The organism is Shinella sp. (genome assembly GCF_035998705.1).
Lineage (GTDB): Bacteria > Pseudomonadota > Alphaproteobacteria > Rhizobiales > Rhizobiaceae > Shinella.
In genome coordinates this window covers 1-22,798 of sequence record NZ_DASYHH010000005.1, presented here as the reverse complement: position 1 = coordinate 22,798, position 22,798 = coordinate 1, and the positions used below count along the sequence as shown (strand labels likewise).

Genomic DNA, 22,798 nt, shown 5'->3' with positions numbered 1-22,798 from the left:
AAAACAGACCAAAAAAATCGGGAGGTAGTCATGGGTCTCTTCAGCTTTATCAAGAACGCCGGCAAGAAGCTCGGCATCGGCGACGACGAAGCGCCGGAAGCAAGTGCGGTCAAGAAGGAGCTCGATTCCTTCGATCTCGGCACGCAGAAGGTCGAAGTCTCCGTCGAGGGCGACAAATGTGTGCTGAAGGGCGTGGTCGCCGACCAGACGGCCTTCGAAAAGGCGGTCATCGCCGTCGGCAACACGCTGGGTATTTCCAAGGTCGAAGCCGCCGATCTCAAGGTCGTGCCGGCCGATTCCGGCCTGAAGCTCGAAAAAATCGATCTGGCGGAACTGCTGAAGGTCTCCGCGCCCGCCAATGACCCGACCCTGCACACGGTCAAGAAGGGCGACAACCTCTGGAAGATCGCCGAGGCCTATTACGGCAAGGGCAAGGGCGCCAAGCACACCCTGATCTTCGACGCCAACCGCCCCATGCTCTCCCACCCGGACAAGATCTATCCCGGCCAGGTGCTGCGCATTCCGGACCTGGCGGAAGCGTGAGCCTTCTCGCCGCGGGGCTGCACTATTTCCCCGACCATTTTGATCGCCCGGCGCAGGAGGCCCTTGTCGCGGCCATAAGAGAGGTCGTGGCCGAGGCGCCGCTTTTCGTGCCGCGCATGCCGAAAACCGGCAAGCCGATGTCGGTGCGCATGACCAATTGCGGGCCGCTCGGCTGGGTGACCGACAAGGACAACGGCTACCGCTACCAGCCGACCCATCCCGAGACCGGCCGCCCCTGGCCCGCCATTCCCGATGCGCTCCTCGCCTTGTGGGACGCGGTTTCCGGCTTCGAAAAACCGCCGGAAGCCTGCCTCGTCAACTTCTACGATCCCGATGCCAAGATGGGGCTGCACCAGGACCGCGACGAAAGCGAGTTCGGCGCGCCCGTCGTGTCCGTCTCGCTGGGGGATCAGTGCCTGTTTCGCGTCGGCGGCGTTTCACGCAGCGATCCGACCCGTTCCTTCCGGCTATCGAGCGGCGACGTCTTTGTGTTCGGCGGCGAGAACCGGCTGATTTTCCACGGGGTGGATCGCATCTATCCGGGCACGTCGACGCTGTTGAAGAGCGCCGGGCGCATCAACCTGACGCTTCGCCGCGTCAATCCGTAACCTTGGCCGTAAGCCGGCTTACAATTTGCGCAAAGCCACCGTTTCGATCAGGTGGTTCTCGCCCTTCTGCAGGATCAGGTCGGCGCGCGGGCGCGTCGGCAGGATGTTCTGGTGCAGGTTCTTCAGGTTGATATTGTGCCAGAGGCCTTCCGCGATCGCCAGCGCGGCCGTCTCGCTGATCGTCGCGTAGCGATGGAAGTAGGAATCCGGATTCTTGAAGGCCGTGTCGCGCAGCCGCATGAAACGGTCCACGTACCAGGTGTGAATCAGGCTCTCTTCCGCGTCGATATAGATCGAGAAATCGAAGAAGTCGGAGACCATCGGCACGATCTTGCCGTCGGCCGGCAGGTTGCGCGACTGGAGGACGTTGATGCCCTCGAAGATCAGGATATCCGGCCGGTCGATGGTGCGGAAGGCATTGGGCAGCACGTCGTAGGTCAGGTGCGAATAGGTCGGCGCCTTGACGTTCGGCTTGCCGGCCTTGATCGCCGAGAGGAAGCGCAGCAGCGCGCCGATGTCGTAGCTCTCCGGGAAACCCTTGCGGTCCATCATGTCTTCGCGCTGGAGCACGGCGTTCGGATAGAGGAAACCGTCGGTCGTCACGAGATCGACCTTCGGGCTCGACGGCCAGCGGGCGAGCAGCTCCGCCAAGATACGCGCCGTGGTCGATTTGCCGACGGCGACCGAGCCCGCAATGCCGATAACATAGGGCGTCTTCGCCTCGTCGGAGAGGCTGAGGAAGCGCTTGCGCTGCTCGAACAGCATCTGCGAGGATTCGACATGGGCCGAGAGCAGGCGCGACAGCGAAAGATAGATGCGCCGCACCTCGTCGAGGTCGATCGGGTCGTTCAGCGAACGCAGCCGCTGCACCTCGTCGCCCGTGAGCGTCAAAGGCGTGTCGGCCCGGAAATGCGCCCATTCGTCTGCCGAGAAGAAGCGGTAGGGAGAATAGTCGCGGTTGCCGAAATCGTCCGGAATATCCGCCTGGTCCTTGTCGCGCGCTGCCTGGATCATCAACTTTTCCGGCTGGCCTTCTCCACTAGGCCGGACTGGCTTGTACGCCGTTCCAGCTCCCCCATGACATCTTGTAACGGGACGCCGCCGATTTTCAATACGACCATCAGATGATAGAGCAAATCGGCCGTTTCGCTCGTCAAAGCGGCCTTTTCGCCCTCGATTGCCGCGATAACGGTCTCGACGGCCTCTTCACCGAGCTTTTTTGCCGCTTTTGCCTGTCCGGCCGCAACGAGCTTTGCCGTCCAGGAAGCGCTCGGATCGGCCTGCGAGCGGGCGTCGACGATGCGCTCCAGATCGGCAAGGGAAAAATCGGTCATCGCTCTCTCCTCAGTCGAGCCGCATGGCGATGCCATGCTCCGCCATGTAGCGCTTGGCTTCGCCGACGGTATAGGTGCCGAAGTGGAAGATGGAGGCGGCGAGCACCGCCGTCGCATGGCCGTCGCGCACGCCCTCGACGAGATGGTCGAGATTGCCGACACCGCCGGACGCGATGACCGGCACCGAAACCCGGTCGGCGATGGTGCGGGTCAGCGCGATGTCGTAGCCGCCCTTCTGGCCGTCGCGGTCCATCGAGGTCAGCAACAATTCGCCGGCGCCGCGCTCCACCATCTTTTCAGCGAAGGCGACGGCATCGATGCCGGTCGGCTTGCGACCGCCATGGGTGAAGATTTCCCAGCGGTCCTCTTCGCCCTCGGCCGAAACCTTCTTCGAATCGATCGACACGACGATGCACTGGTTGCCGAACTTGTCGGCGGCTTCCGCGACGAAATCCGGATTGGCGACGGCGGCCGAATTGATCGAGACCTTGTCGGCGCCTGCCAGCAGCAGCTTGCGGATATCCGCGACCGCCCGCACGCCGCCACCGACGGTGAGCGGCATGAAGCAATGTTCCGCCGTGCGCGCCACGACGTCGAAGATCGTGTCGCGGTTGTCGGCGGAGGCGGTGATGTCGAGGAAGCAGAGCTCGTCGGCACCGGCCGCATCATAGGCCTTGGCCGATTCGACGGGATCGCCGGCATCGACCAGGTTGACGAAGCTGACGCCCTTGACGACGCGGCCGTCCTTGACGTCGAGGCAGGGGATGACGCGGGCTTTGAGGGTCATGCGGCACCTCCCCGGATCACGGCAAGCGCTTCGGCCGGGTCGATCCGGCCGTCATAGAGCGCCCGGCCGGAAATCGCGCCTTCGAGCTTGCGGGCATCCGGCGCGACAAGGCGGCGGATGTCGTCCATCGAGGCAAGGCCGCCGGAGGCGATGACGGGAATGGAAACGGCGTCGGCGAGTTCCAGCGTGGACGCCCAGTTGATGCCGGCGAGAATGCCGTCGCGGTCGATATCCGTGTAGATGATCGCCGCGACGCCGGCGCCTTCGAATTTCCGCGCGAGCTCGATCACGCCGAGTTCGGAGGCTTCCGCCCAGCCCTCGACGGCAACCTTGCCGCCCTTCGCATCGATGCCGACGGCGACTTTTCCGGGAAACTGCTTGCAGGCCTCGATGACGAGCGCCGGATCGCGCACGGCAACGGTGCCGAGGATGACGCGGGAAAGGCCGCGCGCCAGCCAGCTCTCGATATGATCGAGCGTGCGGATGCCGCCGCCGAGCTGCACCGGGTTCTTCGTCGCCTTGAGGATCGCATCGACGGCGGCGCCGTTCACGCTCTCGCCGGCGAAGGCGCCGTTGAGATCGACGACGTGCAGCCATTCGAAACCCTGGTCTTCGAAGGCTTTCGCCTGGGCGGCCGGGTCGGGATTGTAGACGGTGGCCTGGTCCATGTCGCCGAGCTTGAGGCGCACGCACTGGCCGTCTTTCAGGTCGATGGCGGGAAAGAGGATCATGTTACGGCTTCCAGCGCAGGAAATTGGTGATGAGGGCGAGGCCGAGCGTCTGGCTCTTTTCCGGATGGAACTGCGCGCCGGCCTTGTTGCCGTTGGCGACGAAGGCGGTCATCGGGCCGCCGTAATCGACGGTGGCGACCACGTCGTCCGGATTTTCCGCGGCGAGATGATAGGAATGCACGAAATAGGCGTGCAGCGTTTCCGGTATGCCGTCGAACAACGGGTGCGCGCGCTTGCGGTCGAGCGTGTTCCAGCCGATCTGCGGGATTTTCAGGGCCGCATCGTCCGGCGTCATCAGCACGACGTCGCCCTTGATCCAGCCGAGGCCCTCGGTCGTGGTCTTTTCGAGGCCGCGCGAGGACATCAGCTGCATGCCGACGCACACGCCGAGGAACGGACGGGCCTTCGCCTCGACCGTCTCGCGCAGCGCCTCCACCATGCCGGGCACGGCATCGAGGCCGCGGCGGCAATCGGCATAGGCGCCCACGCCGGGCAGCACGATGCGGTCGGCGCCGGCGACGCGCTCCGCCTTGTCCGTCAGGTCGATCTCGGCATCGATACCGGCCTCGCGGGCCGCGCGTTCGAAAGCCTTGGTGGCCGAGCGCAGATTGCCCGATCCGTAGTCGATGATTGCAACGCGCATGTCAGCGTCCTTCCCCGAAACCGGTGAGGCCGAGCATGGGAGCGTGCCGGCGCGTCGAGGTTTCCGATGCCGGCAGCACGGTCCGGGCGCTTTCGCGCGCCGGGGCGTCGCCGGTCTGGTTATCCATGTAGTAAATCTCTTCCGCCATCGCGAGGTCGTCGGCGGCAATCACCCTGTCGAGCGTCCAGCCCTTCCGCTCCAGGCCGGCCACGATCATGGAGGGGCCTTCGAGCGCGACGAGAACGCCGGTGGCAAGCGAAATGCCGAGACCGGCAAAGCCGAGGTGCGGATGTTCCATGACCGCCGAGCCGAGCGACTGTGCGGCAAAGGCGAGGGCCGCCGCCAGCCAGGCGCGCTGCCAGAGCAGCCAGAACACCGGCAGCAGCAAGGCGAGCCAGGAAAATCGGTCGCGCAGGAAACGGGCTTTTTCGTCGCCTGCCTTGGCGCCCGGCGGTATCAGAACGAGGAACGCGGCCATCGACGGCCTCCAGCTATGCCTCTGGATCAGGCCAGCGAACCCTTCGTCGAGGGAACGCGGCCCGCCTGGCGGGGATCGATCTCGGTCGCGGTGCGCAGCACGCGCGCGACGGCTTTGAAGCACGTCTCCGAGATATGATGGTTGTTGGCGCCGTAGATGTTCTGGATATGCAGCGTGATGCCGGCATGCTGGGCGAGCGCGTTGAAGAATTCGCGCACCAGCTCGGTGTCGAAGGTGCCGATCTTCGGGGCGGAGAAATTGACGTTCCAGACGAGGAAGGGGCGGCCGGAGACATCCACCGCGGCCCGCGTCATCGTCTCATCCATGGCGAGATCCAGCGAGGCATATCGGGTGATGCCGCGACGGTCGCCGAGTGCTTTCGCGATCGCCTGGCCGATGGCGATGCCGGTGTCTTCCACCGTGTGGTGATCGTCGACATGCAGGTCGCCCTCGGTCTTGATCTCCATGTCGATCAGCGAATGGCGCGAGAGCTGGTCCAGCATATGATCGAAGAAGCCGACGCCGGTCGAAATGGTCGATGCGCCGGTGCCGTCGATATTGACGGCGACCGATACGGAGGTCTCGTTCGTCTTGCGCGAAACGCTGGCGGTGCGGCTCATTGCAGTCTCCGGTAATTTTACCGCCGCTCCTTAACAGGGCTCTTCACAAAACGCCAGTCTGCTGAGGTTTTCAGAAGGCAGACCAGAACCGCGCTGCCGGTCGCCCGGCAGGCGATAGAGGCCCCGAAAGAACGAAGCCGGCTTTCGCCGGCACCATTCATTTCTTTTTTGTCGCGCTTTCGCTGTTCTTGACCTGCGAACCCAGCGTCGGCGCGGCCTTTGGGGCGGCCTTGTCCTTCTTGGGTTTTCGGGTTTCCTTGTTGCTGCGGACCTGACCCTTTGCCATTGCCGTTCATCCTCCAGTTGATGGGAGCCCATAACCTGCTCATCGCGTGGAGAAAGCAAGGGCTTTTTTCGAACCTGGCGCCCATACGCCCTGCCGTTTGCAATTGCGCAAACGCCGCTTACATAGAGGACAACGAGGCCGCCTCGCTGGCGGCGCCACGCCCGGGATGCCGGGCCTTCTGAGGTCCATCCAAAGGTCTATCGATGAGTGAACACAATCCTTACGCTTCCATGCACGCCACGACGATCATCACCGTCCGCAAGGACTGCAAGGTGGTCATGGCGGGCGACGGCCAGGTGAGCCTTGGCCAGACGGTGATGAAGGGCAATGCGCGCAAGGTCCGCAGGCTCGGCGAGGGCGATGTGATCGCCGGATTTGCCGGCGCCACCGCTGACGCCTTCACGCTGCTCGAACGGCTCGAATCCAAGCTCGAACAGTACCCCGACCAGCTGATGCGCGCTGCCGTCGAGCTTGCCAAGGACTGGCGGACCGACCGCTACCTGCGCCGGCTGGAAGCCATGATGCTGGTTGCCGACAAGTCCGTCACGCTGGCGCTGACCGGCAACGGCGACGTGCTGGAGCCCGAGCACGGCACCATGGCGATCGGCTCCGGCGGCAACTATGCCTATGCCGCCGCCCGCGCGCTGATGGACACGGACAGGTCGGCCGAAGACATTGCGCGCCGCGCCATGCAGATTGCCGGCGACATCTGCGTCTATACCAACCACAATGTCGTGGTGGAGACGCTGGATGCCGCTTGATCCCGCCCGGATCGGCTTTTCTCCCGTGGGAGAGAAGCATTACCCGCTGCTTCTCGCGTGGCTGAATGAGCCGCATGTGCGGGAATGGTGGGGCGATCCCGACGAGGAAATCGGCTTCATCCGCGAGATGGTGGAGGGCAGGGACACGACGCGTCCCTTCCTCATCACGCTCGACGGGGAGCCGGTCGGCTATATTCAAGTCTGGTTTCTCGGCCACCACCAGAACGAGGAATGGACGAAGGACAATCCCTGGCTCCTGGAGCTCGCGCCCGAGGCTGTCGGCGTCGATCTTTCGATCGGCGATGCGGACAAGCTCTCGCAGGGCATCGGCTCCGCGGCGCTCACCGCCTTCGTCGCCTATCTGCGTGGGCTCGGCCACGAGACCATCATCATCGACCCCGATCCCGCCAATGCGCGCGCGGTTCGTGCCTATGCCAAGGCCGGTTTCCGGCCGGTTCCGCAACTGGAAGGCCGCACCGGCGCCGAGGCGCTGATCATGCAATTCGACCCGAAAGCGAACGAGATATCATGACCAACTTTTCCCCCCGCGAGATCGTCTCCGAACTCGACCGCTACATCATCGGCCAGCACGACGCCAAGCGCGCCGTGGCCATCGCGCTCCGCAACCGCTGGCGTCGCCACCAGCTGGAGCCGGACCTGCGCGACGAGGTGATGCCGAAGAACATCCTGATGATCGGCCCGACCGGCGTCGGCAAGACCGAGATTTCGAGGCGCCTGGCGAAGCTTGCCGGCGCGCCCTTCGTCAAGGTCGAGGCCACCAAATTCACCGAGGTCGGCTATGTCGGCCGCGATGTCGAGCAGATCGTGCGCGACCTCGTCGAGGTCGGCATCGGCCTGGTGCGCGAGAAGAAGCGCGCCGAGGTGACGGCAAAAGCCCATATGAATGCCGAGGAACGGGTGCTCGATGCCCTCGTCGGCGCCACCGCCTCGCCGGCGACGCGCGACAGTTTCCGCAAGAAGCTGCGCAACAACGAGCTGGATGACAAGGAAATCGAGGTCGACGTCGCGGATAGCGCGGGCGGCATGCCCGGCGGTTTCGAGATCCCCGGCATGCCGGGCGCCAATATCGGCGTCTTGAACCTGTCCGAAATGTTCGGCAAGGCGATGGGCGGCCGCACCAAGAAGGTCAAGACGACGGTCAAGGATAGCTACAAGATCCTGGTCGACGACGAATCCGACAAGCTGCTCGACAACGAGCAGATCCAGCGCGAGGCGGTGCACTCGGCCGAAAACGACGGCATCGTCTTCATCGACGAGATCGACAAGATCGCCGCGCGTGACGGCGGCATGGGCGCCGGTGTGTCCCGCGAAGGCGTGCAGCGCGACCTGCTGCCGCTCGTCGAAGGCACGACGGTTGCGACGAAGTACGGGCCGGTGAAGACGGACCATATCCTCTTCATCGCGTCGGGCGCCTTCCATGTCTCGAAGCCCTCGGACCTGCTGCCGGAACTGCAGGGCCGCCTGCCGATCCGCGTCGAGCTCAAGGCGCTGACGAAGGAGGACTTCCGCCGTATCCTGACGGAGACGGAGGCAAGCCTCATCCGCCAGTACAAGGCGCTGATGGAGACGGAAGGCGTCACGCTGGATTTCACCGAGGACGCGCTCGATGCGCTGGCCGACGTCGCCGTGCAGCTCAATTCCAGCGTCGAGAATATCGGCGCGCGGCGTCTCCAGACGGTGATGGAGCGGGTGCTCGACGAGATCTCCTTCGAGGCGCCGGACAAGCCGGGCAACAACCTCGTCATCGACGCGGACTATGTGCGCAAACATGTCGGTGCGCTGGCGGCCAATACGGACCTCTCGCGCTACATTCTGTGACGTTTCGGCACCGGTGGCGGCAGATGCCGCCACCGGTGCCGGAGTTTTGACGGGAAGGGGCCTCGACAGCAACGATGCCGCGGCCTAGGTCAATGCCACGCCTTGGCATCATTCCGACATCATTGCGTTGCATCGGTCTCGCGCCATTCGCCGATATGTGATCAGACGGGAACCGGAACCGTGCGACAGCTCATCCCTGTGCTTGCCCTAGCAGCCGCTCTTTTTGTCCAGAGCCAGACCGTGGCGCTGGCGATCGACGTGGTGCCGGCCGGCAACCGCAATGCCGAGCAGCCGAACATCCCGGGCGCCTCCGTGCGCCGCACCAAGGCGGGAAAGACCTCCTTCGACGCGAAATACGAGAAGGTGCGCGATCTTCTTGCCAATGACGGGGAGCTGACCGGCAAGATCAGGTCGGTGGCCGGCAAATACGGCATCGATCCCATCCACATGGTCGGCGCCATCGTCGGCGAGCACACCTACAATGTCGACGCCTATGACCGGCTGCAGAGCTATTATGTGAAGGCGGCGTCCTATACCGGCTCTTTCCGCTTCGCCTATGACGGCGAATCCGTCGCGGACTTTGTCGATCGGCCCGAATTCTCGAAATGCGCCGATAAAAAAGGCTCCTATTCGCTCTGGACCTGCCGCGAAACGGTGTGGAACCGGAGCTTCAAGGGCCGCACGGTCGGCGGCACGTCCTTCCCGAACAACCGCTTCAGCGCGGTGTTCTTCCAGCCCTTCTATGCCGGCCAGACCTTTGGCCTCGGCCAGATCAACCCACTGACGGCGCTGACGCTGACCGACGACGTCGCGCGCATTTCCGGCTACGAGCGGCTCGACGAGGCGGATGCGGCTGGCGTCTACAAGGCGATCATGGATCCGGATATCTCGCTTGCCTATATGGCGGCCTCGATCCGCCGCTCGATCGATGCGTATAAAAAGATCGCCGGCGTCGACATTTCGAAGAACCCCGGCCTGACGGCGACGCTCTACAATATCGGCAACCCCGATGCCCGCGCCGCCACCTTCGCCGCCCGCCGCGCGAGCGGTGAGGCGACCTGGCCGGAAGAGAACTATTACGGCTGGCTGATCAACGACAAACTGGCGGAGCTGCGCTCGCTGCTCTAACTTTCGCCTACCTGTCGGCCCAGTCTGTGCACGAGCCGAGCCCAAGGAGGCAGATCATGGACATGCGTCCCGAGCCGTTCGAACCGCCGGCGCCCATTCCGCGCACGGTGCCGCCGTCGAAGCTCGAGATCATACGCACCGTGTTCCGCAATCCGCTGGAACTCTGGGGCGAGCCCTCCTATACGCTGCCCTGGATCATGACGAGTTTCTTCGGCGAGAAGACGCTGATCGTCAACGATCCCGGCCTCATCAAATACCTGCTCGTCGACAATGCCCAGAACTACAAGATGGCCGTGGTGCGCCAGCTCGTGCTGCGCCCGATCCTGCGCGACGGCCTGCTGACCGCCGAGGGTGCCGTGTGGCGTCGTTCGCGCAAGGCGGTCGCGCCGATCTTCACGCCGCGTCACGCCAAGGGTTTTGCCAGCCAGATGCTGGCGCAGTCGGAGAAATATGCCGAAAACTACGAGGGCGCGGACGGCACGGTCTTCGATATCGGCAACGACATGACGGAGCTGGCCTTCGCCATCCTCTCCGAAACGCTGTTTTCCGGCGAGATCGTCACCTCCTCCAACAATTTCGCCGACGACGTGGACGATCTCTTGCACTCCATGGGCCGCGTCGATCCGATGGACCTCTTGCGCGCCCCCGCCTGGGTGCCGCGGATCACGCGGATCGGCGGCGCGAAGGTGCTCGGCAAATTCCGCCGCATCGTGCGCGATACGATGGAGGTGCGGCAGAAGCGCATGGAAAGCGATGCGGACAGGGCGCCGAACGATTTCCTTACGCTGCTCTTGCGTGCGGCGGGGCCGGATGGGCTCGGCATGGAGGAGATCGAGGACAATATCCTCACCTTCATCGGCGCCGGCCATGAGACGACGGCGCGCGCACTTGCCTGGACGCTCTATTGCGTGTCCAACAGCCCGCATGTGCGTGACGCCATGGAAGCGGAGATCGACCAGGTAATAGCGACGGGCGCTGATCCGGTGGAATGGCTGGAGCTGATGCCCTGGACGCGCGCCGCCTTCGAGGAGGCGATGCGGCTCTATCCGCCGGCCCCCTCGATCAACCGCGAGGCGATTTCCGACGACGTCTGGACGAGCCCGAAGGGCGAGCGGGTCGAGATCCCCAAGGATGTCACCATCCTCGTCATGCCCTGGACGCTGCATCGCCATTCGCTGCTCTGGCAGAAGCCGCGCGCCTTCATGCCGGAACGCTTCCTGCCGGAGAACCGCGACAGCATCCACCGTTTTCAGTACCTGCCCTTCGGCGCCGGCCCGCGCATCTGCATCGGCGCCACCTTCGCCATGCAGGAGGCGATCATCGCGCTCGGCGTGCTGATGCACCGCTTCCGCTTCGACATGACGGAGGACACGAAGCCCTGGCCGGTGCAGCGCCTGACGACGCAGCCTTCTAACGGACTGGCGTTGCGGGTGACGGCTCGTCGGCCCGCTTCTTCCCCTTCTTGATCGTCTTGATCGAGGCGCAGGTCGCCTCCGGGTTCTTGCAGGGCTGGTAGACGACGATCTCGCTGCCGCTGCCGTCGTCCCAGACGGCCTGCACGGCGATCGTCTGCGCCTCGCCGGGCTTCAGGCCGAGATAGAGCCAGTTCTGGCTGTCGTCCGACGGCAGGTTGAAAGGCAGTTCCGGATCGCATTTGGCGAGCGGAAAGCGCTGGTCGAGCGTCTCGGAATTGATCGAATAGCGGATTTCCGACAGCCGGCAATGCATGGTCTGCAAGGCGGTGAAATAGATCAGCTGCTGGTCGGCGAAGTTGCGGAACTGCACCCAGCCCGTCTGCTTGTTGGCATCCAGCATCGCCTTGTAGATCGAAACGGCCGGGATCTGCGCCTCGTATTGCTCTTCGTCCTCTTCCTGGGCCAGCGCCGGCAGGCCGCCGGCAAGAAGGGCCGCACCGAGAAGAAGTGCGACGGCAAGCGGCTTTCGGGTGGAGAAATCGATCACTGGCAAGCTCCCCGTTCTTTCACCGCATGTCGCCGGTGGAATGGTGGCAATTGGTTCGGACATGCAATAACACCATTCCAGGCCGCTTTGAAAAGGCCCGGCTTTGAAAAGGCTCGTCAGGAAGTCCGGAAGAATTCTCGTGGCAGACCAGTTGTTACTCGGCATCGATACCGGCGGCACCTATACCGATGCCGTGCTCTACAGCGAAACAAGGGGCGTCATCGCCCGCGCCAAGGCGCTCACCACGCGTCACGATCTGTCGGTCGGCATTTCCGGCGCGGTGGAGGCGGTGCTGGCCGAGGCGAAGGCCCCGGTTTCCGCCATCGGCCTCGTGTCGCTGTCCACGACGCTCGCCACCAATGCGCTGGTCGAAGGCCAGGGCGGCCGCGCTGGCCTGGTGATGATCGGCTTCGGCCCGGAAGACCTGAAGCGCGACGGGCTTGCCGATGCGCTCGGCAACGATCCGGTGCTGTTTCTGCCCGGCGGCCACAATGTGCACGGCAACGAGACGCCGCTCGACATGACGGCGCTGGACGACGCGTTGCCGGTCCTGTCGCAGAATGTCTCCTCCTTCGCCGTCGCCGGCTATTTCGCCGTGCGCAACCCGGCGCATGAAGTGCGGGTGCGCGACCGCATCCGCACCGTGTCGCACCTGCCCGTCACCTGCAGCCACGAACTCTCCTCCAAGCTCGGCGGCCCGCGCCGTGCGCTGACGACCCTGCTCAATGCCCGCCTCGTCTCGATGATCGACCGGCTGATCGGCGCTTGCGAGGATTATCTGGAACGCCGCGGCATCCATGTGCCGATGATGGTGGTGCGCGGTGACGGCGCGCTGATCTCGGCGGCCGAGGCGCGGCTGCGCCCGATCGAGACGATCCTCTCCGGTCCGGCGGCAAGCCTGGTCGGTGCGCGGCACCTGACGGGGCTGGACGATGCCGTCGTCTCGGATATCGGCGGCACGACGACGGATGTGGCGGTGCTCGACAAGGGGCGGCCGAAGCTCGATGCGGAGGGCGCCGTCGTCGGCGGCTATCGCACCATGGTCGAGGCGGTCGCCATGCGGACCTTCGGGCTCGGCGGCGATTCGGAGGTGCGCATCAATGATCGCGGCCTGAAGGCGAAGATCGATCTCGGCCCGCGCCGCTTCCTGCCCTTGAGCCTCGCCTCCGCACTGCATCCCGACGCGATCATTCCCGTGCTGGAGCGTCAGCTGCGGACGCCGCATATGGGCCGCCATGACGGGCGTTTTGCCGTGCGCACCGGCGTGCCGGAGCGGCTGGCGAGCGGCCTCCAGCCGCAGGAACAGGCGCTTTACGAAAAGATCGGTGCGGTGCCGCTGCCGCTCGACGGTCTGCTCGTCACCACGCTGCAAAAGGCGACGCTCGACCGGCTGGTCGCGCGCGGCCTCGTGCATCTCTGCGGCATCACGCCGTCCGATGCCATGCATGTGCTCGGCGGCCAGGGCCAATGGGACGCGGTGGCCGCCCGCCTCGGCCTGGAGCTTGCCGCGCGCACCAAGGACGGCACCGGCCGGCCGATCGCCGAAAGCCCGGAAGTGCTGGCGCGCCTGCTGGTCGACCGGCTCACCCGCCAGTCGGCGGATGTCATTCTCTCCGCCTGCCTTGCCGATGACGGGGCGGCGATCGATCCGGCCAATTCCATCTCGATCGATCGTGCGCTGCATCGTGCTCCGGGCATCGTGAAATTCCGCATCGCGCTCGACCGGCCGCTGGTCGGCCTCGGCGCTTCCGCGCCGGTCTATTATCCCGATATTGCCGAGATGCTCGGCGCGCAGTCCTCCATTCCGGCCGATGCCGGCGTGGCGAATGCCGTGGGCGCCGTCGTTGGCCAGGTGCGCACCGTCGTCACGGTCTTCGTGACCATGCCGGACGAGGGCATTTTCATCGTCAATGGTGCGGGCGAGAGCGTGCGCCTCATCGACGAGGCCGCCGCCTTTTCGCTTGCCAAGGAACGGGCGATGACGGCGGCGCTGCATGCCGCCCGGGCCAACGGCGCGGACGAGCCGGTGGTGACGCTCGGCGAGGAGATCGACGCGCCCGAGGTCGAGGGCAGCCGCAAGCTCGTCGAGGCGCGTTTTACCGCCACGGCAAGCGGCCGGCCGCGTATCGCCGAAGAGGCGTGAAACGGCCTAAATGTATGATTTTATCCGTTCGGGAATAAATTCTTTATGTCATTGCCGAATTGACTATGAATGAAAGCTCCGGAAAGTGGCAGCATTCGGGATACTCCCCCATCGTCCCGTCATTCGGAGCCTTTTCAGATGACTTATACCGACAAAGCCGGTCTTTCGATCGACAGCGCCCTTCACGACTTCATCGTCACGGAGGCCCTTCCCGGCACGGGCGTGGACGCAGAACGCTTCTTTGCCGACTTCTCCGCGATCGTGCATGACCTTGCGCCGGAAAACCGCGCGCTGCTCGCCAAACGCGACGCGCTTCAGGAGAAGATCGACGCCTGGTATCGCGAAAACGGCGCGCCGTCGGACATGGCGGTCTATGAAGCGTTCCTGCGTGAGATCGGCTACCTTCTGCCGGAGGGCGGCGAATTCCAGGTGACGACGGAAAACGTCGATCCGGAAATCGCCAGTCTCGCAGGCCCGCAGCTCGTCGTGCCCGTCATGAATGCGCGCTATGCGCTGAACGCCGCCAATGCGCGCTGGGGTTCGCTCTATGACGCGCTCTACGGCACGGACGTGATCCCCGAAACGGACGGCGCGGAAAAGGGCAAAGGCTACAATCCGAAGCGCGGCGAAAAAGTCATCGCCTGGGCCAAGGCTTTTCTCGACGAGGCCGCACCGCTCGCCGACGCCCGCTGGGCCGATATTACCGGCATCGAGGCCGGCGCGGAACTGCATCTCACGGCTGGCGACCGTGCCGTCTCGCTGAAGCGGCCGGAACAATATGCCGGCCATGCGGAGCACGAGGACTGGCGCCATGTGCTTCTCAAGAACAATGGTCTCGGCATCGAGATCCTCGTCAACCGCGGCTGGGAGATCGGCAAGACCGATCCGGCCGGCATTGCCGGCGTCAACATCGAGGCCGCGCTGACGACGATCATGGACTGCGAGGATTCGGTCGCCGCCGTCGATGCCGAGGACAAGGTCCTCGTCTATCGCAACTGGCTCGGCCTGATGAAGGGCGACCTGACGGAAAACGTCCGGAAGGGCGACAAGACGATCGAGCGCAAGCTCTACGACGATTTCACCTATACCGCGCCGGACGGCTCGCCCTTCGAGGTAAAATGCCGCTCGCTGATGCTGGTGCGCAATGTCGGCCACCTGATGACCAATCCGGCGATCCGCGACCGCGACGGCAACGAGGTGCCGGAAGGCATCATGGACGCGATGGTGACGGCGCTGATCGCGCTGCACGACATCGGCCCGAACGGCCGCCGCAAGAATTCGCGCGAGGGCTCGATGTATGTCGTCAAGCCGAAGATGCACGGGCCGGAAGAGGTCGCCTTCGCGTCAAAACTGTTCGGCCGCGTCGAGGCCGCCGTCGGCATGGCGCCGAACACCATGAAGATGGGCATCATGGACGAGGAGCGCCGCACGACGATCAACCTCAAGGAGGCGATCCGCGCTGCCAAGGAGCGTGTGGTTTTCATCAATACCGGCTTCCTCGACCGCACCGGCGACGAGATCCACACCTCGATGGAAGCGGGTCCGATGATCCGCAAGGGCGACATGAAGCAGGCCGCCTGGATCGGTGCCTATGAGAACTGGAACGTCGATATCGGGCTCGAATGCGGCCTGTCCGGCCATGCGCAGATCGGCAAGGGCATGTGGGCCATGCCGGACCTGATGGCCGCCATGCTGGAACAGAAGATCGCGCATCCGAAGGCCGGCGCCAACACCGCCTGGGTGCCGTCGCCGACGGCGGCGACGCTGCATGCCACGCATTATCACAAGGTCAATGTCGCCGAGGTGCAGGCCATGTTGCGGTCGCGCCCGCGGGCAAAACTCGCCGATATCCTGTCGGTGCCGGTCGCCGTGCGGCCGAACTGGACGCCGGAGGAAATCCAGCGCGAGCTCGACAACAATGCGCAGGGCATCCTCGGTTACGTCGTGCGCTGGGTCGACCAGGGCGTCGGCTGCTCCAAGGTGCCTGATATCAACGATGTCGGCCTGATGGAGGACCGCGCGACGCTGCGCATCTCCGCCCAGCACATGGCGAACTGGCTGCACCACGGCGTGGTGACGCAAGCCCAGATCGTCGAGACCATGCAGCGCATGGCCGCGGTCGTCGACGGGCAGAATGCAGGCGACCCGCTGTACCAGCCGATGGCCGGCAATTTCGACGGCTCGATCGCCTTCCAGGCCGCCCTGGAACTCGTGCTCAAGGGCCGCGAGCAGCCGAACGGCTATACCGAGCCGGTCCTGCACCGCCGCCGCCTCGAACTCAAGGCTGCAAACGCCTGATAAAATGGATGTGACAAAAAAAGAAGCCGCCGGATCGCTCCGGCGGCTTCTTCCTTAAGCGGATTTTTTCCGCTTACTGCTGGACGACGACGCGGGCACCCTGGCCGGGACGCACGCGCTTGTAGAGGTCGATGATGTCCTGGTTCATCAGGCGAATGCAGCCGGACGAAGCGGCCGTGCCGATGGACGCCCATTCCGGCGTGCCGTGCAGGCGGAACAGCGTGTCCTGGCCCTTCGCGTTGAAGAGATAGAGTGCGCGCGCGCCGAGCGGGTTCTTCAGACCCGGTCCCATGCCGTCCTTGACGTAGCGTGCGACGTCCGGGCGACGGTCGGCCATTTCCTGCGGCGGATGCCAGGTCGGCCATTCCTGCTTCCAGGCGATGTAGGCCTCGCCCTGCCAGGCAAAGCCCGACTTGCCGACGCCGATGCCGTATCGCACGGCCTTGCCGCCGGGCAGCACGTAATACAGGAAGCGGTTCGGCGTGTTGACGATGATCGTGCCGGGCTTTTCCTTCGTCGCGTAATCGACGATCTGCCGGTGGAACTTGGTATTGACGCGCGCGATCGGAATCGCCGGCAGAGCATAGCCGTTGTCCTCAACAGGGCCATAATCCGCGGTAAAGATAGCATTGGTTGCCACCTTTTCGCCCGGAAGGGACGTGGAGGAGGAAGAGCACCCGGCGAGCGTGACGGCTGCTGCGAGGCCGCACAGAAGGAGGACATTGCGGAAGCGCATGTGATTCTCTTGAATAGGGATTAAGAAGTTCCGAGGCGCGGAGCTTTTATCAACTATGGTTTATTTTCGATTAAACCTGTCAATGCAAGTCTGCACGCTTCGGTGCGGGCTCCAGCCAAGGCAAAAAGACGGGTGATTGTTTTTTTGCAACAATAATGCCCGTCTATCGGCCGCTTTCGCCACATCCGTGCCATGCCAAGCATGCCCGCGCGGTCCGTTCAATGGTCTTCTCGCCCGCTGGCCCGAAGCCGCACAGGAACCGCCGGGCGCAGTTAACGAAGTCTTCCCGGGACGGTGAATCGGGAAGCCGACTTAACTTTTTCTCCGGCCGCAGAACCCGTCGGCCCCATTTCGCGATAAAATGCGATTCGCCGAGGTTGAACTCCCATGACGATCGTCTCCATTCACAATGACAATCCGCTGCTCGACGGCCGCCAGTCCGACCGCGCCATGATGGTGCGCCGCGGCGTGCAGCGCATGCTGACGGAGATGCGCCACGCGGTGCTGCCCGAGCTGACGCTTGCCAGCGGCCGGCGCGCCGATCTCATCAGCCTGTCCGACAAAGGCGAGATCTGGATCGTCGAGATCAAGACGTCGATCGAGGATTTCAAGGTGGACCGCAAATGGCCGGATTACCGGCGCCATTGCGACCGGCTGTTCTTCGCCACCCACAAGGAGGTGCCGCTCGACATCTTCCCGGAGGATTGCGGCCTGATCCTGTCGGACGGCTACGGCGCGCATATGCTGCGCGAGGCGCCGGAACACCGCCTGCCGCCGCCGACGCGAAAGTCCGTGACCTTCGCCTTCGCCCGCGTCGCCGCCGGCCGCCTGCTGCTGGCGGAATTTTCCATGGATGCCCGGCGCGACGGGCCGGACATGTCCGCCATCGTCTCGGGACGGCGCGACGAACCCGCTTGAGGGGTTACTTCGGCGCGCGCTTTGCGAGGATGCGCTGGAGGGTACGGCGGTGCATGTTGAGGCGGCGCGCCGTCTCCGAAACGTTGCGGTCGCACATTTCATAGACGCGCTGGATATGCTCCCAGCGCACGCGATCCGCCGACATCGGGTTTTCCGGCAGTTCCACCCGCTCGCCGGGGCGCTGCGTCAGCGCGGCGAAGATGTCGTCCGCATCGGCCGGCTTGGCGAGATAGTCGACCGCGCCGAGCTTCACCGCGTTCACGGCGGTGGCGATATTGCCGTAGCCGGTCAGCATGATGATGCGCGTGTCGTCGCGGCGCTGGCGGATGGCGGCGATCACGTCGAGGCCGCTGCCGTCACCGAGCCTCAGATCGACGACCGCATATTTCGGCGGGTTCGTCTTGGCCTTGGCGATACCTTCAGCCACCGATTCGGCGGTGTCGACGGTGAAGCCGCGCGCCTCCAAGGCGCGCGCGAGCCGACGCAGGAACGGGCCGTCGTCATCGACGACGAGAAGCGAAGGGTCCGGCCCGATATCGTCGGTTGCCGTGATGGGTGTATCGCTGTTTTCTGCCATTTTTCGTCTTCCGAGGCCGATTTTCGTCCATTCTTGATCAGGATCAGCTTATCGCCCGTAAGATGGGGCGGGTAAAGTCATTTTGCACCCTTGGCCTCCATGCGCGCCCGCGGCCAATCGACCGATACCCGCGCCCCCGGCCGGTCGCCGGTGCGGTTGCCGAAGGTCAATTTGGCGCCGGAACGTTCGAGCAGCGTCTTGGCGATGAACAGGCCGAGGCCCAGCCCGCCCGCCCGCTCGTCGCGCTGGCGCTTGGTGACATAGGGGTCGCCGATGCGCTGGAGAATATCCGCCGCATAACCGTCGCCGTCGTCCTCGATGACAATAGTCACCCGCTCCGCCGTATGGCTGACGGTGACGGTCACCTCCTCGCGCGCATGGTCGACAGCGTTTTCGAGAAGGTTGCCGAGGCCGTAAAGGATACCGGGGTTGCGGTTGCCGACCGGCTCGCTCGCCCGCTCGCCGTTTTCCACCAGGTTGAGCCGGATGCCGAACTCGCGATGCGGCGCCAGCACCTCTTCCAGAAGCGAGGAGAGCGGCAGCACCCGCATATGTGCCTCGTCCTCGGCCGAGAGCGTGGTGAGCCGGCGGAGAATGTCGCGGCAGCGCTCGCTCTGGCTGCGCAGCAGCTGCACGTCCTCGCGAAACCGGTCGTCCGTGCCGAGCTCGCGCTCCATCTCGCGTGCCACGACGCTGATCGTGGCGAGCGGCGTGCCCAGTTCATGCGCCGCCGCCGCCGCCAGACCATCGAGCTGCGAGAGGTGTTTTTCGCGCTGGAGAATGAGCTCGGTCGCCGCCAGCGCATCGGAAAGCTCCGCCGCCTCGCGCGACACACGATAGGAATAGAAGGCGGCGAAGGCGGTGGTCGAGACGATGGCGAACCACAGGCCGGCCGTCAGGATCGGTGGAACGACCAGCACCGTGCCCGGAAACCACGGCAGCGGAAAGGGCGTAAAGGCCATCGCCGTGATGCCGAACACCGAGAGCAGGCCGAGCGGCAGGCTGAAACGGATCGGCTGGAGCGAGGACGAGATGATGACGGGCACGCAGACGAGCGGCGCAAAGGGATTGGCAAGCCCGCCGGTGATGAAGAGCAGCGCGGTCAGCTGGCAGAGGTCGAAGGCGAGCAGCAGGAAGGCGGAAAGCGGCGTCAGCCGGTGCGCCGGCGGAAAGCGCACCGCCAGGAAGAAGTTCACCGCCGCCAGAAGCGCGATCAGCACGGAAGCCGGCAGCAGCGGCAGCGGAAACTCCAGCCACAGGCCGACGACGATGACCGTGATCGACTGCCCGGCCACAGCCAGCCAGCGCAGCCGGATGATCGTCTCGAGGCGCAGGCGCCGGCCGGAGCCCTCGAAGTCGATATCCTGATAGAATGCCATCCCGCCGTCCTTTCCGCTCTCTTCCTGGAGCATGTCCGGTGAATTCCGGTTCACCGGACATGCTCCAGGTTTTGTTCTGCCGCATTATCCGACGCCGAAGCGATGCCGCTTCGGCTGGAAATGCTCTATCACGTGCCGCGCGGCTTGACGCGCGTCGTCGGCATGGCCTCGGCCGGGTCCTCCGGCCAGGGATGCCTGGGGTAACGCCCGCGCATGTCCGCGCGCACGTCGCGCCAGGAGCCCATCCAGAAACCGGGAAGGTCGCGCGTCGTCTGGATCAGCCGGTGCGCCGGCGATTGCAGTTCGAGAAGCAGCGGCAGCCGCCCGCCCGCGACGGAAGGATGCTGCTTCAGCCCGAACAGTTCCTGCACGCGGATCGCGAGCACCGGCTCCTCGCCATCATAGCGGATCGGGTGGCGCTGACCGGTCGGCGCCTCGAAATGGGTGGGCGCCAGCCGCGCGAGATCGCGCTGCACTTCATAGGGCACCAGCGCCATCAGTCCCTCCTGGAGCCGCGCCGATGAAATGTCGTCGATGCCGCGCGCCGTTTCCTGGAACGGCACGAACCAGGTTTCGAGCGCGGCGAGTAGCGCGTCGTCGCTGGTATCCGGCCAGGGGTCGCCGATCGAGCGATGCAGAAAGCCGATCCGGTCGCGCAACTGCGCCGCCTCGCGGGAAAACGGCAGGACCTGAAGGCCGAGCTGGCGAACACCGTCGGCGAGCGCCAGCGCCGCCTTCGGCCCGCTCGGCCGGGGAAGCGGCGCCTCTTCGAGAATCATCGCGCCGAGGCGAACGACTCTTCGCGCCCGCACCTGCCGGCTGGCGCGATCGAAGACGCACTGGTCCTCGCGCACGATCTTCTCCGCAAGCCCGGCTTCCACCTCGGCGCGGTCGATTTCCGCCGCGGCAAGAATGCGCTGGCGCCCGGCCTGGCCGGTGAGATCGGCCACGACGATCATCTGCGCGCCGGCAAGCCGTTCGGTCTCCGGCAATTCCGCGCCGCGCCCGTTCGCCATGACGAACCGCCCCCGGCCGCCCCGTTGCAGGGCGACCCGGTCCGGAAAGGCATGCAGCAGCAGTGCGCCCGGCATGCTCGCCGCACTCCCCGCGACCTTGCCGAAACCATCCGCCATGCGGCTCGCCAGCCGCCTCGCCGCCTCCGCCCGTTCGCCCCGCTCGTTGGAAAAACGCCGCAAGCGCTCCTCGATGTCGATGGCCGGACCGCCAAGCCCCTGTTCGGTGAGCAGCACGGCAAGCCGCGCGGCCGCGGCCTGTTCGCCATCCTCAGCCGCATGCAGGATCATCGCGGCCAGCCGCGGCGGCAGCGCCAGCTCGCGGATGCGTTTGCCGGCCGGCGTCAGCGCGCCGGCCGCGTCGAGCGCGCCGAGCAGGCGCAGCAGGTTGCGCGCCTCTTCCACCGCCGCCGCCGGGGGCTGGTCGACGAGGCGGAGGGCGGCGGGATCGCTCACCCCCCAATGGGCGAGATCGAGCATGAAGCCGGAAAGGTCGCTCGACAGGATCTGCGGCGGCGTAAAGGCCGGCAGCGCCGCTGTCTGCCCGGCATGCCACAGCCGGATCGCGATGCCCGGTTCCGTTCGCCCGGCGCGCCCGGCGCGCTGGTCGGCGGAGGCGCGCGACACGCGCACCGTATCGAGCCGCGTGATGCCGGTCGCCGCCTCGAACACCGGCAGGCGCTGCAGGCCGCTGTCGATGACGATGCGCACGCCGTCGATGGTGATCGAGGTTTCGGCAATCGACGTTGCCAGCACGATCTTTCGCATGCCGGCAGACGTGGGCTGGATCGCGGCGTCCTGTTCCTTCTGGCTCAGATTGCCGAAGAGCGGCACCACCACCGTCTCCGCCCCGAACCGGCCTTCGAGCCGCTCCGCCGTGCGGGTGATCTCGGCCTGCCCCGGCAGGAAGGCGAGGATCGACCCGCTCTCCTGGCGATGCGCCTCTATAATGGCGCGCGCCATGCTATCCTCTATGCGCTCGCCGGCCGGCCGGTCCTGGTAGCGCACGTCCACCGAAAACGCGCGCCCCTCGCTGACGATCGCCGGCGGATGGTCGAGCAGCGCCGACACGCGCTCAACATCCAGCGTCGCCGACATGACGAGGATGCGCAGGTCCTCGCGCAGCGCCGCCTGCACGTCGAGCGCCAGCGCCAGACCGAAATCCGCATCGAGCGAGCGCTCGTGGAATTCGTCGAAAAGCACGGCGGCGATACCGGGCAATTCCGGATCATCGAGGATCATGCGGGCGAAAACGCCTTCGGTCACCACCTCTATACGGGTCTTCGCGGAAACGCGGTTGTCGAGCCGCATGCGATAACCGACGGTATCGCCGACCCGCTCGCCGAGAAGGGCGGCCATGCGGCCCGCCGCCGCGCGCGCCGCCAGCCGGCGCGGTTCGAGCAGGATGATCCGCCCGTCGTCCCGCCAGGCCTCGCCAAGAAGGAAGAGCGGCACCAGCGTCGTCTTGCCGGCGCCGGGCGGCGCGGAGAGCACCGCGCGTGTCCCCGCGGCAAGGGCTGCGCCGAGCGTTGGCAGCGCCTCGGTGACCGGGAGGTGCGGCAGCGTATCGATGACCGACGCCATTCCTAGAGAACCCCTTCGTCGAAAATGGCATCTATATAGAGGGCGGACATGCGTCTCTCCGGTCTCGTTTCCCCGCCTGAATAGCCCGCCGGCGGTGCCGAGAGAAGAGGTGCATAAAGCCCGCGCGAGGAGCCGGAACGTCCGTCATGGTTTTGTCATGCCATTTTGACCATCTGGACAAGATTTTACCGGTGTTTCGGTGCCGCCAAGACCGTGGAGACGTTAACCAAGCAAGAATTCCCTATCTTTTCAACGCCTTATCACTTTTTTGATTTTTCTTGTTCTGTGGTGTTGACGTGTTCATGTGGGTGGGCTTATAACCCGCTCATCGAACGAGAGCGGCGGCGCTTCTGGCGGCCGACGAACTCGCTCTAGGGTTTCCTGACGGAGCTGGTGAGAATTGAGCCTGATTTGGTTCGGGTGGTTTTCG

23 protein-coding genes are annotated in these 22,798 nt (G+C 65.0%); 10 read left to right on the top strand and 13 right to left on the bottom strand.

Features of this window, described 5'->3' with window-relative positions; genetic code table 11:
• Positions 1–30: 30 nt before the first annotated feature.
• Positions 31–543: a peptidoglycan-binding protein LysM gene (gene lysM / locus VGN93_RS00780; RefSeq protein WP_256120416.1), complete on the top strand. Its 513-nt coding sequence runs from the start codon at positions 31–33 to the stop codon at positions 541–543.
• Positions 540–1,151, top strand: a complete 612-nt coding sequence (locus tag VGN93_RS00775; RefSeq protein ID WP_327505938.1) for an alpha-ketoglutarate-dependent dioxygenase AlkB — start codon at positions 540–542, stop codon at positions 1,149–1,151. Before lysM ends, VGN93_RS00775 begins: the two co-directional genes overlap by 4 nt.
• An 18-nt stretch (positions 1,152–1,169) precedes the next feature.
• On the opposite strand, the gene coaA is transcribed toward VGN93_RS00775, so the two are convergent.
• The 8 genes from coaA to VGN93_RS00735 are packed head-to-tail and all read right to left on the bottom strand — an operon-like array spanning position 1,170 to position 6,040.
• Entirely contained in the window at positions 1,170–2,165 is a 996-nt protein-coding gene (gene coaA, locus VGN93_RS00770; RefSeq protein WP_327505937.1) for a type I pantothenate kinase, read from the bottom strand.
• Positions 2,165–2,485: a phosphoribosyl-ATP diphosphatase gene (locus VGN93_RS00765; RefSeq protein ID WP_327505936.1), complete on the bottom strand. Its 321-nt coding sequence runs from the start codon at positions 2,483–2,485 to the stop codon at positions 2,165–2,167. The genes coaA and VGN93_RS00765 overlap by 1 nt, the downstream gene beginning before the upstream one ends.
• A gap of 10 nt (positions 2,486–2,495) precedes the next feature.
• Positions 2,496–3,272: an imidazole glycerol phosphate synthase subunit HisF gene (gene hisF, locus VGN93_RS00760; RefSeq protein ID WP_319323646.1), complete on the bottom strand. Its 777-nt coding sequence runs from the start codon at positions 3,270–3,272 to the stop codon at positions 2,496–2,498.
• Complete coding sequence (gene hisA, locus VGN93_RS00755) at positions 3,269–4,003, bottom strand: 1-(5-phosphoribosyl)-5-[(5-phosphoribosylamino)methylideneamino]imidazole-4-carboxamide isomerase (RefSeq protein ID WP_327505935.1); 735 nt, start codon at positions 4,001–4,003, stop codon at positions 3,269–3,271. Before hisA ends, hisF begins: the two co-directional genes overlap by 4 nt.
• Before the next feature lies 1 nt (position 4,004).
• Positions 4,005–4,646 (bottom strand): imidazole glycerol phosphate synthase subunit HisH, encoded by a 642-nt coding sequence (gene hisH, locus VGN93_RS00750; RefSeq protein WP_327505934.1) that lies wholly within the window; start codon positions 4,644–4,646, stop codon positions 4,005–4,007.
• Position 4,647: 1 nt separating this feature from the next.
• Positions 4,648–5,124, bottom strand: coding sequence for a DUF2628 domain-containing protein (locus VGN93_RS00745; protein WP_327505933.1), 477 nt, complete (start codon positions 5,122–5,124; stop codon positions 4,648–4,650).
• A gap of 26 nt (positions 5,125–5,150) precedes the next feature.
• The gene (gene hisB / locus VGN93_RS00740) at positions 5,151–5,744 is read right to left on the bottom strand and encodes an imidazoleglycerol-phosphate dehydratase HisB (RefSeq protein ID WP_327505932.1); all 594 of its coding nucleotides are present in this window, start codon (positions 5,742–5,744) and stop codon (positions 5,151–5,153) included.
• Positions 5,745–5,761: 17 nt separating this feature from the next.
• The gene (locus tag VGN93_RS00735) at positions 5,762–6,040 is read right to left on the bottom strand and encodes a hypothetical protein (RefSeq protein WP_327505999.1); all 279 of its coding nucleotides are present in this window, start codon (positions 6,038–6,040) and stop codon (positions 5,762–5,764) included.
• Positions 6,041–6,233: 193 nt separating this feature from the next.
• Here VGN93_RS00735 and hslV point away from each other — a divergent pair, with 193 nt between their 5' ends.
• The 5 genes from hslV (at position 6,234) to VGN93_RS00710 (ending at position 11,224) form a co-directional block, all read left to right on the top strand.
• Positions 6,234–6,791: an ATP-dependent protease subunit HslV gene (gene hslV, locus VGN93_RS00730; protein WP_327505931.1), complete on the top strand. Its 558-nt coding sequence runs from the start codon at positions 6,234–6,236 to the stop codon at positions 6,789–6,791.
• Positions 6,781–7,323: a GNAT family N-acetyltransferase gene (locus tag VGN93_RS00725; RefSeq protein WP_327505930.1), complete on the top strand. Its 543-nt coding sequence runs from the start codon at positions 6,781–6,783 to the stop codon at positions 7,321–7,323. The genes hslV and VGN93_RS00725 overlap by 11 nt, the downstream gene beginning before the upstream one ends.
• Entirely contained in the window at positions 7,320–8,630 is a 1,311-nt protein-coding gene (hslU, locus tag VGN93_RS00720) for an ATP-dependent protease ATPase subunit HslU (RefSeq protein WP_327505929.1), read from the top strand. The genes VGN93_RS00725 and hslU overlap by 4 nt, the downstream gene beginning before the upstream one ends.
• A gap of 192 nt (positions 8,631–8,822) precedes the next feature.
• Positions 8,823–9,758 carry a DUF1402 family protein gene (locus VGN93_RS00715; protein WP_414713975.1) on the top strand — a complete coding sequence of 312 codons (936 nt, stop codon included), beginning with the start codon at positions 8,823–8,825 and terminating at the stop codon, positions 9,756–9,758.
• Positions 9,759–9,814: 56 nt separating this feature from the next.
• Positions 9,815–11,224, top strand: coding sequence for a cytochrome P450 (locus VGN93_RS00710; RefSeq protein WP_327505928.1), 1,410 nt, complete (start codon positions 9,815–9,817; stop codon positions 11,222–11,224).
• On the opposite strand, the gene VGN93_RS00705 is transcribed toward VGN93_RS00710, so the two are convergent.
• Positions 11,169–11,720, bottom strand: a complete 552-nt coding sequence (locus VGN93_RS00705; protein ID WP_327505927.1) for a hypothetical protein — start codon at positions 11,718–11,720, stop codon at positions 11,169–11,171. The two genes, VGN93_RS00710 and VGN93_RS00705, sit on opposite strands and share 56 nt — an antisense overlap.
• A gap of 139 nt (positions 11,721–11,859) precedes the next feature.
• On the opposite strand from VGN93_RS00705, the gene VGN93_RS00700 reads away from it, so the two are divergent.
• The gene (locus tag VGN93_RS00700) at positions 11,860–13,863 is read left to right on the top strand and encodes a hydantoinase/oxoprolinase family protein (RefSeq protein WP_327505926.1); all 2,004 of its coding nucleotides are present in this window, start codon (positions 11,860–11,862) and stop codon (positions 13,861–13,863) included.
• Positions 13,864–14,001: 138 nt separating this feature from the next.
• A complete protein-coding gene (locus VGN93_RS00695; protein ID WP_327505925.1) occupies positions 14,002–16,161 on the top strand; it encodes a malate synthase G in 2,160 nt (719 codons plus the stop codon).
• A gap of 73 nt (positions 16,162–16,234) precedes the next feature.
• On the opposite strand, the gene VGN93_RS00690 is transcribed toward VGN93_RS00695, so the two are convergent.
• Positions 16,235–16,897: a L,D-transpeptidase gene (locus tag VGN93_RS00690; RefSeq protein WP_319323657.1), complete on the bottom strand. Its 663-nt coding sequence runs from the start codon at positions 16,895–16,897 to the stop codon at positions 16,235–16,237.
• Positions 16,898–17,284: 387 nt separating this feature from the next.
• Between VGN93_RS00690 and VGN93_RS00685 the strand changes: the two genes are divergently transcribed.
• Complete coding sequence (locus tag VGN93_RS00685; protein WP_327505924.1) at positions 17,285–17,815, top strand: MmcB family DNA repair protein; 531 nt, start codon at positions 17,285–17,287, stop codon at positions 17,813–17,815.
• A 4-nt stretch (positions 17,816–17,819) separates the two neighbouring features.
• Here VGN93_RS00685 and VGN93_RS00680 read toward each other — a convergent pair whose 3' ends face one another.
• The 3 genes from VGN93_RS00680 to hrpB all read right to left on the bottom strand — a co-directional run bounded on the left by VGN93_RS00680 (position 17,820) and on the right by hrpB (position 22,368).
• The gene (locus VGN93_RS00680) at positions 17,820–18,392 is read right to left on the bottom strand and encodes an ActR/PrrA/RegA family redox response regulator transcription factor (RefSeq protein ID WP_319323659.1); all 573 of its coding nucleotides are present in this window, start codon (positions 18,390–18,392) and stop codon (positions 17,820–17,822) included.
• Between the two features lie 77 nt (positions 18,393–18,469).
• Complete coding sequence (locus tag VGN93_RS00675; protein WP_319323660.1) at positions 18,470–19,771, bottom strand: ActS/PrrB/RegB family redox-sensitive histidine kinase; 1,302 nt, start codon at positions 19,769–19,771, stop codon at positions 18,470–18,472.
• 128 nt (positions 19,772–19,899) lie between these two features.
• Positions 19,900–22,368: an ATP-dependent helicase HrpB gene (gene hrpB / locus VGN93_RS00670; protein ID WP_327505923.1), complete on the bottom strand. Its 2,469-nt coding sequence runs from the start codon at positions 22,366–22,368 to the stop codon at positions 19,900–19,902.
• Between the last annotated feature and the right edge of the window lie 430 nt (positions 22,369–22,798).

Excerpts from the sequence above, each read along its gene's own strand:
- lysM (WP_256120416.1), top strand. The coding sequence starts at position 31 with ATGGGTCTCTTCAGCTTTATCAAGAACGCCGGCAAGAAGCTCGGCATC.
- coaA (WP_327505937.1), bottom strand. The coding sequence starts at position 2,165 with ATGATCCAGGCAGCGCGCGACAAGGACCAGGCGGATATTCCGGACGAT.
- VGN93_RS00765 (WP_327505936.1), bottom strand. The coding sequence starts at position 2,485 with ATGACCGATTTTTCCCTTGCCGATCTGGAGCGCATCGTCGACGCCCGC.
- hisF (WP_319323646.1), bottom strand. The coding sequence starts at position 3,272 with ATGACCCTCAAAGCCCGCGTCATCCCCTGCCTCGACGTCAAGGACGGC.
- hisA (WP_327505935.1), bottom strand. The coding sequence starts at position 4,003 with ATGATCCTCTTTCCCGCCATCGACCTGAAAGACGGCCAGTGCGTGCGC.
- hisH (WP_327505934.1), bottom strand. The coding sequence starts at position 4,646 with ATGCGCGTTGCAATCATCGACTACGGATCGGGCAATCTGCGCTCGGCC.
- VGN93_RS00745 (WP_327505933.1), bottom strand. The coding sequence starts at position 5,124 with ATGGCCGCGTTCCTCGTTCTGATACCGCCGGGCGCCAAGGCAGGCGAC.
- hisB (WP_327505932.1), bottom strand. The coding sequence starts at position 5,744 with ATGAGCCGCACCGCCAGCGTTTCGCGCAAGACGAACGAGACCTCCGTA.
- VGN93_RS00735 (WP_327505999.1), bottom strand. The coding sequence starts at position 6,040 with ATGAACGGCAATGGCAAAGGGTCAGGTCCGCAGCAACAAGGAAACCCG.
- hslV (WP_327505931.1), top strand. The coding sequence starts at position 6,234 with ATGAGTGAACACAATCCTTACGCTTCCATGCACGCCACGACGATCATC.
- VGN93_RS00725 (WP_327505930.1), top strand. The coding sequence starts at position 6,781 with ATGCCGCTTGATCCCGCCCGGATCGGCTTTTCTCCCGTGGGAGAGAAG.
- hslU (WP_327505929.1), top strand. The coding sequence starts at position 7,320 with ATGACCAACTTTTCCCCCCGCGAGATCGTCTCCGAACTCGACCGCTAC.
- VGN93_RS00710 (WP_327505928.1), top strand. The coding sequence starts at position 9,815 with ATGGACATGCGTCCCGAGCCGTTCGAACCGCCGGCGCCCATTCCGCGC.
- VGN93_RS00695 (WP_327505925.1), top strand. The coding sequence starts at position 14,002 with ATGACTTATACCGACAAAGCCGGTCTTTCGATCGACAGCGCCCTTCAC.
- VGN93_RS00690 (WP_319323657.1), bottom strand. The coding sequence starts at position 16,897 with ATGCGCTTCCGCAATGTCCTCCTTCTGTGCGGCCTCGCAGCAGCCGTC.
- VGN93_RS00685 (WP_327505924.1), top strand. The coding sequence starts at position 17,285 with ATGACGATCGTCTCCATTCACAATGACAATCCGCTGCTCGACGGCCGC.
- VGN93_RS00680 (WP_319323659.1), bottom strand. The coding sequence starts at position 18,392 with ATGGCAGAAAACAGCGATACACCCATCACGGCAACCGACGATATCGGG.
- VGN93_RS00675 (WP_319323660.1), bottom strand. The coding sequence starts at position 19,771 with ATGGCATTCTATCAGGATATCGACTTCGAGGGCTCCGGCCGGCGCCTG.
- hrpB (WP_327505923.1), bottom strand. The coding sequence starts at position 22,368 with ATGGCGTCGGTCATCGATACGCTGCCGCACCTCCCGGTCACCGAGGCG.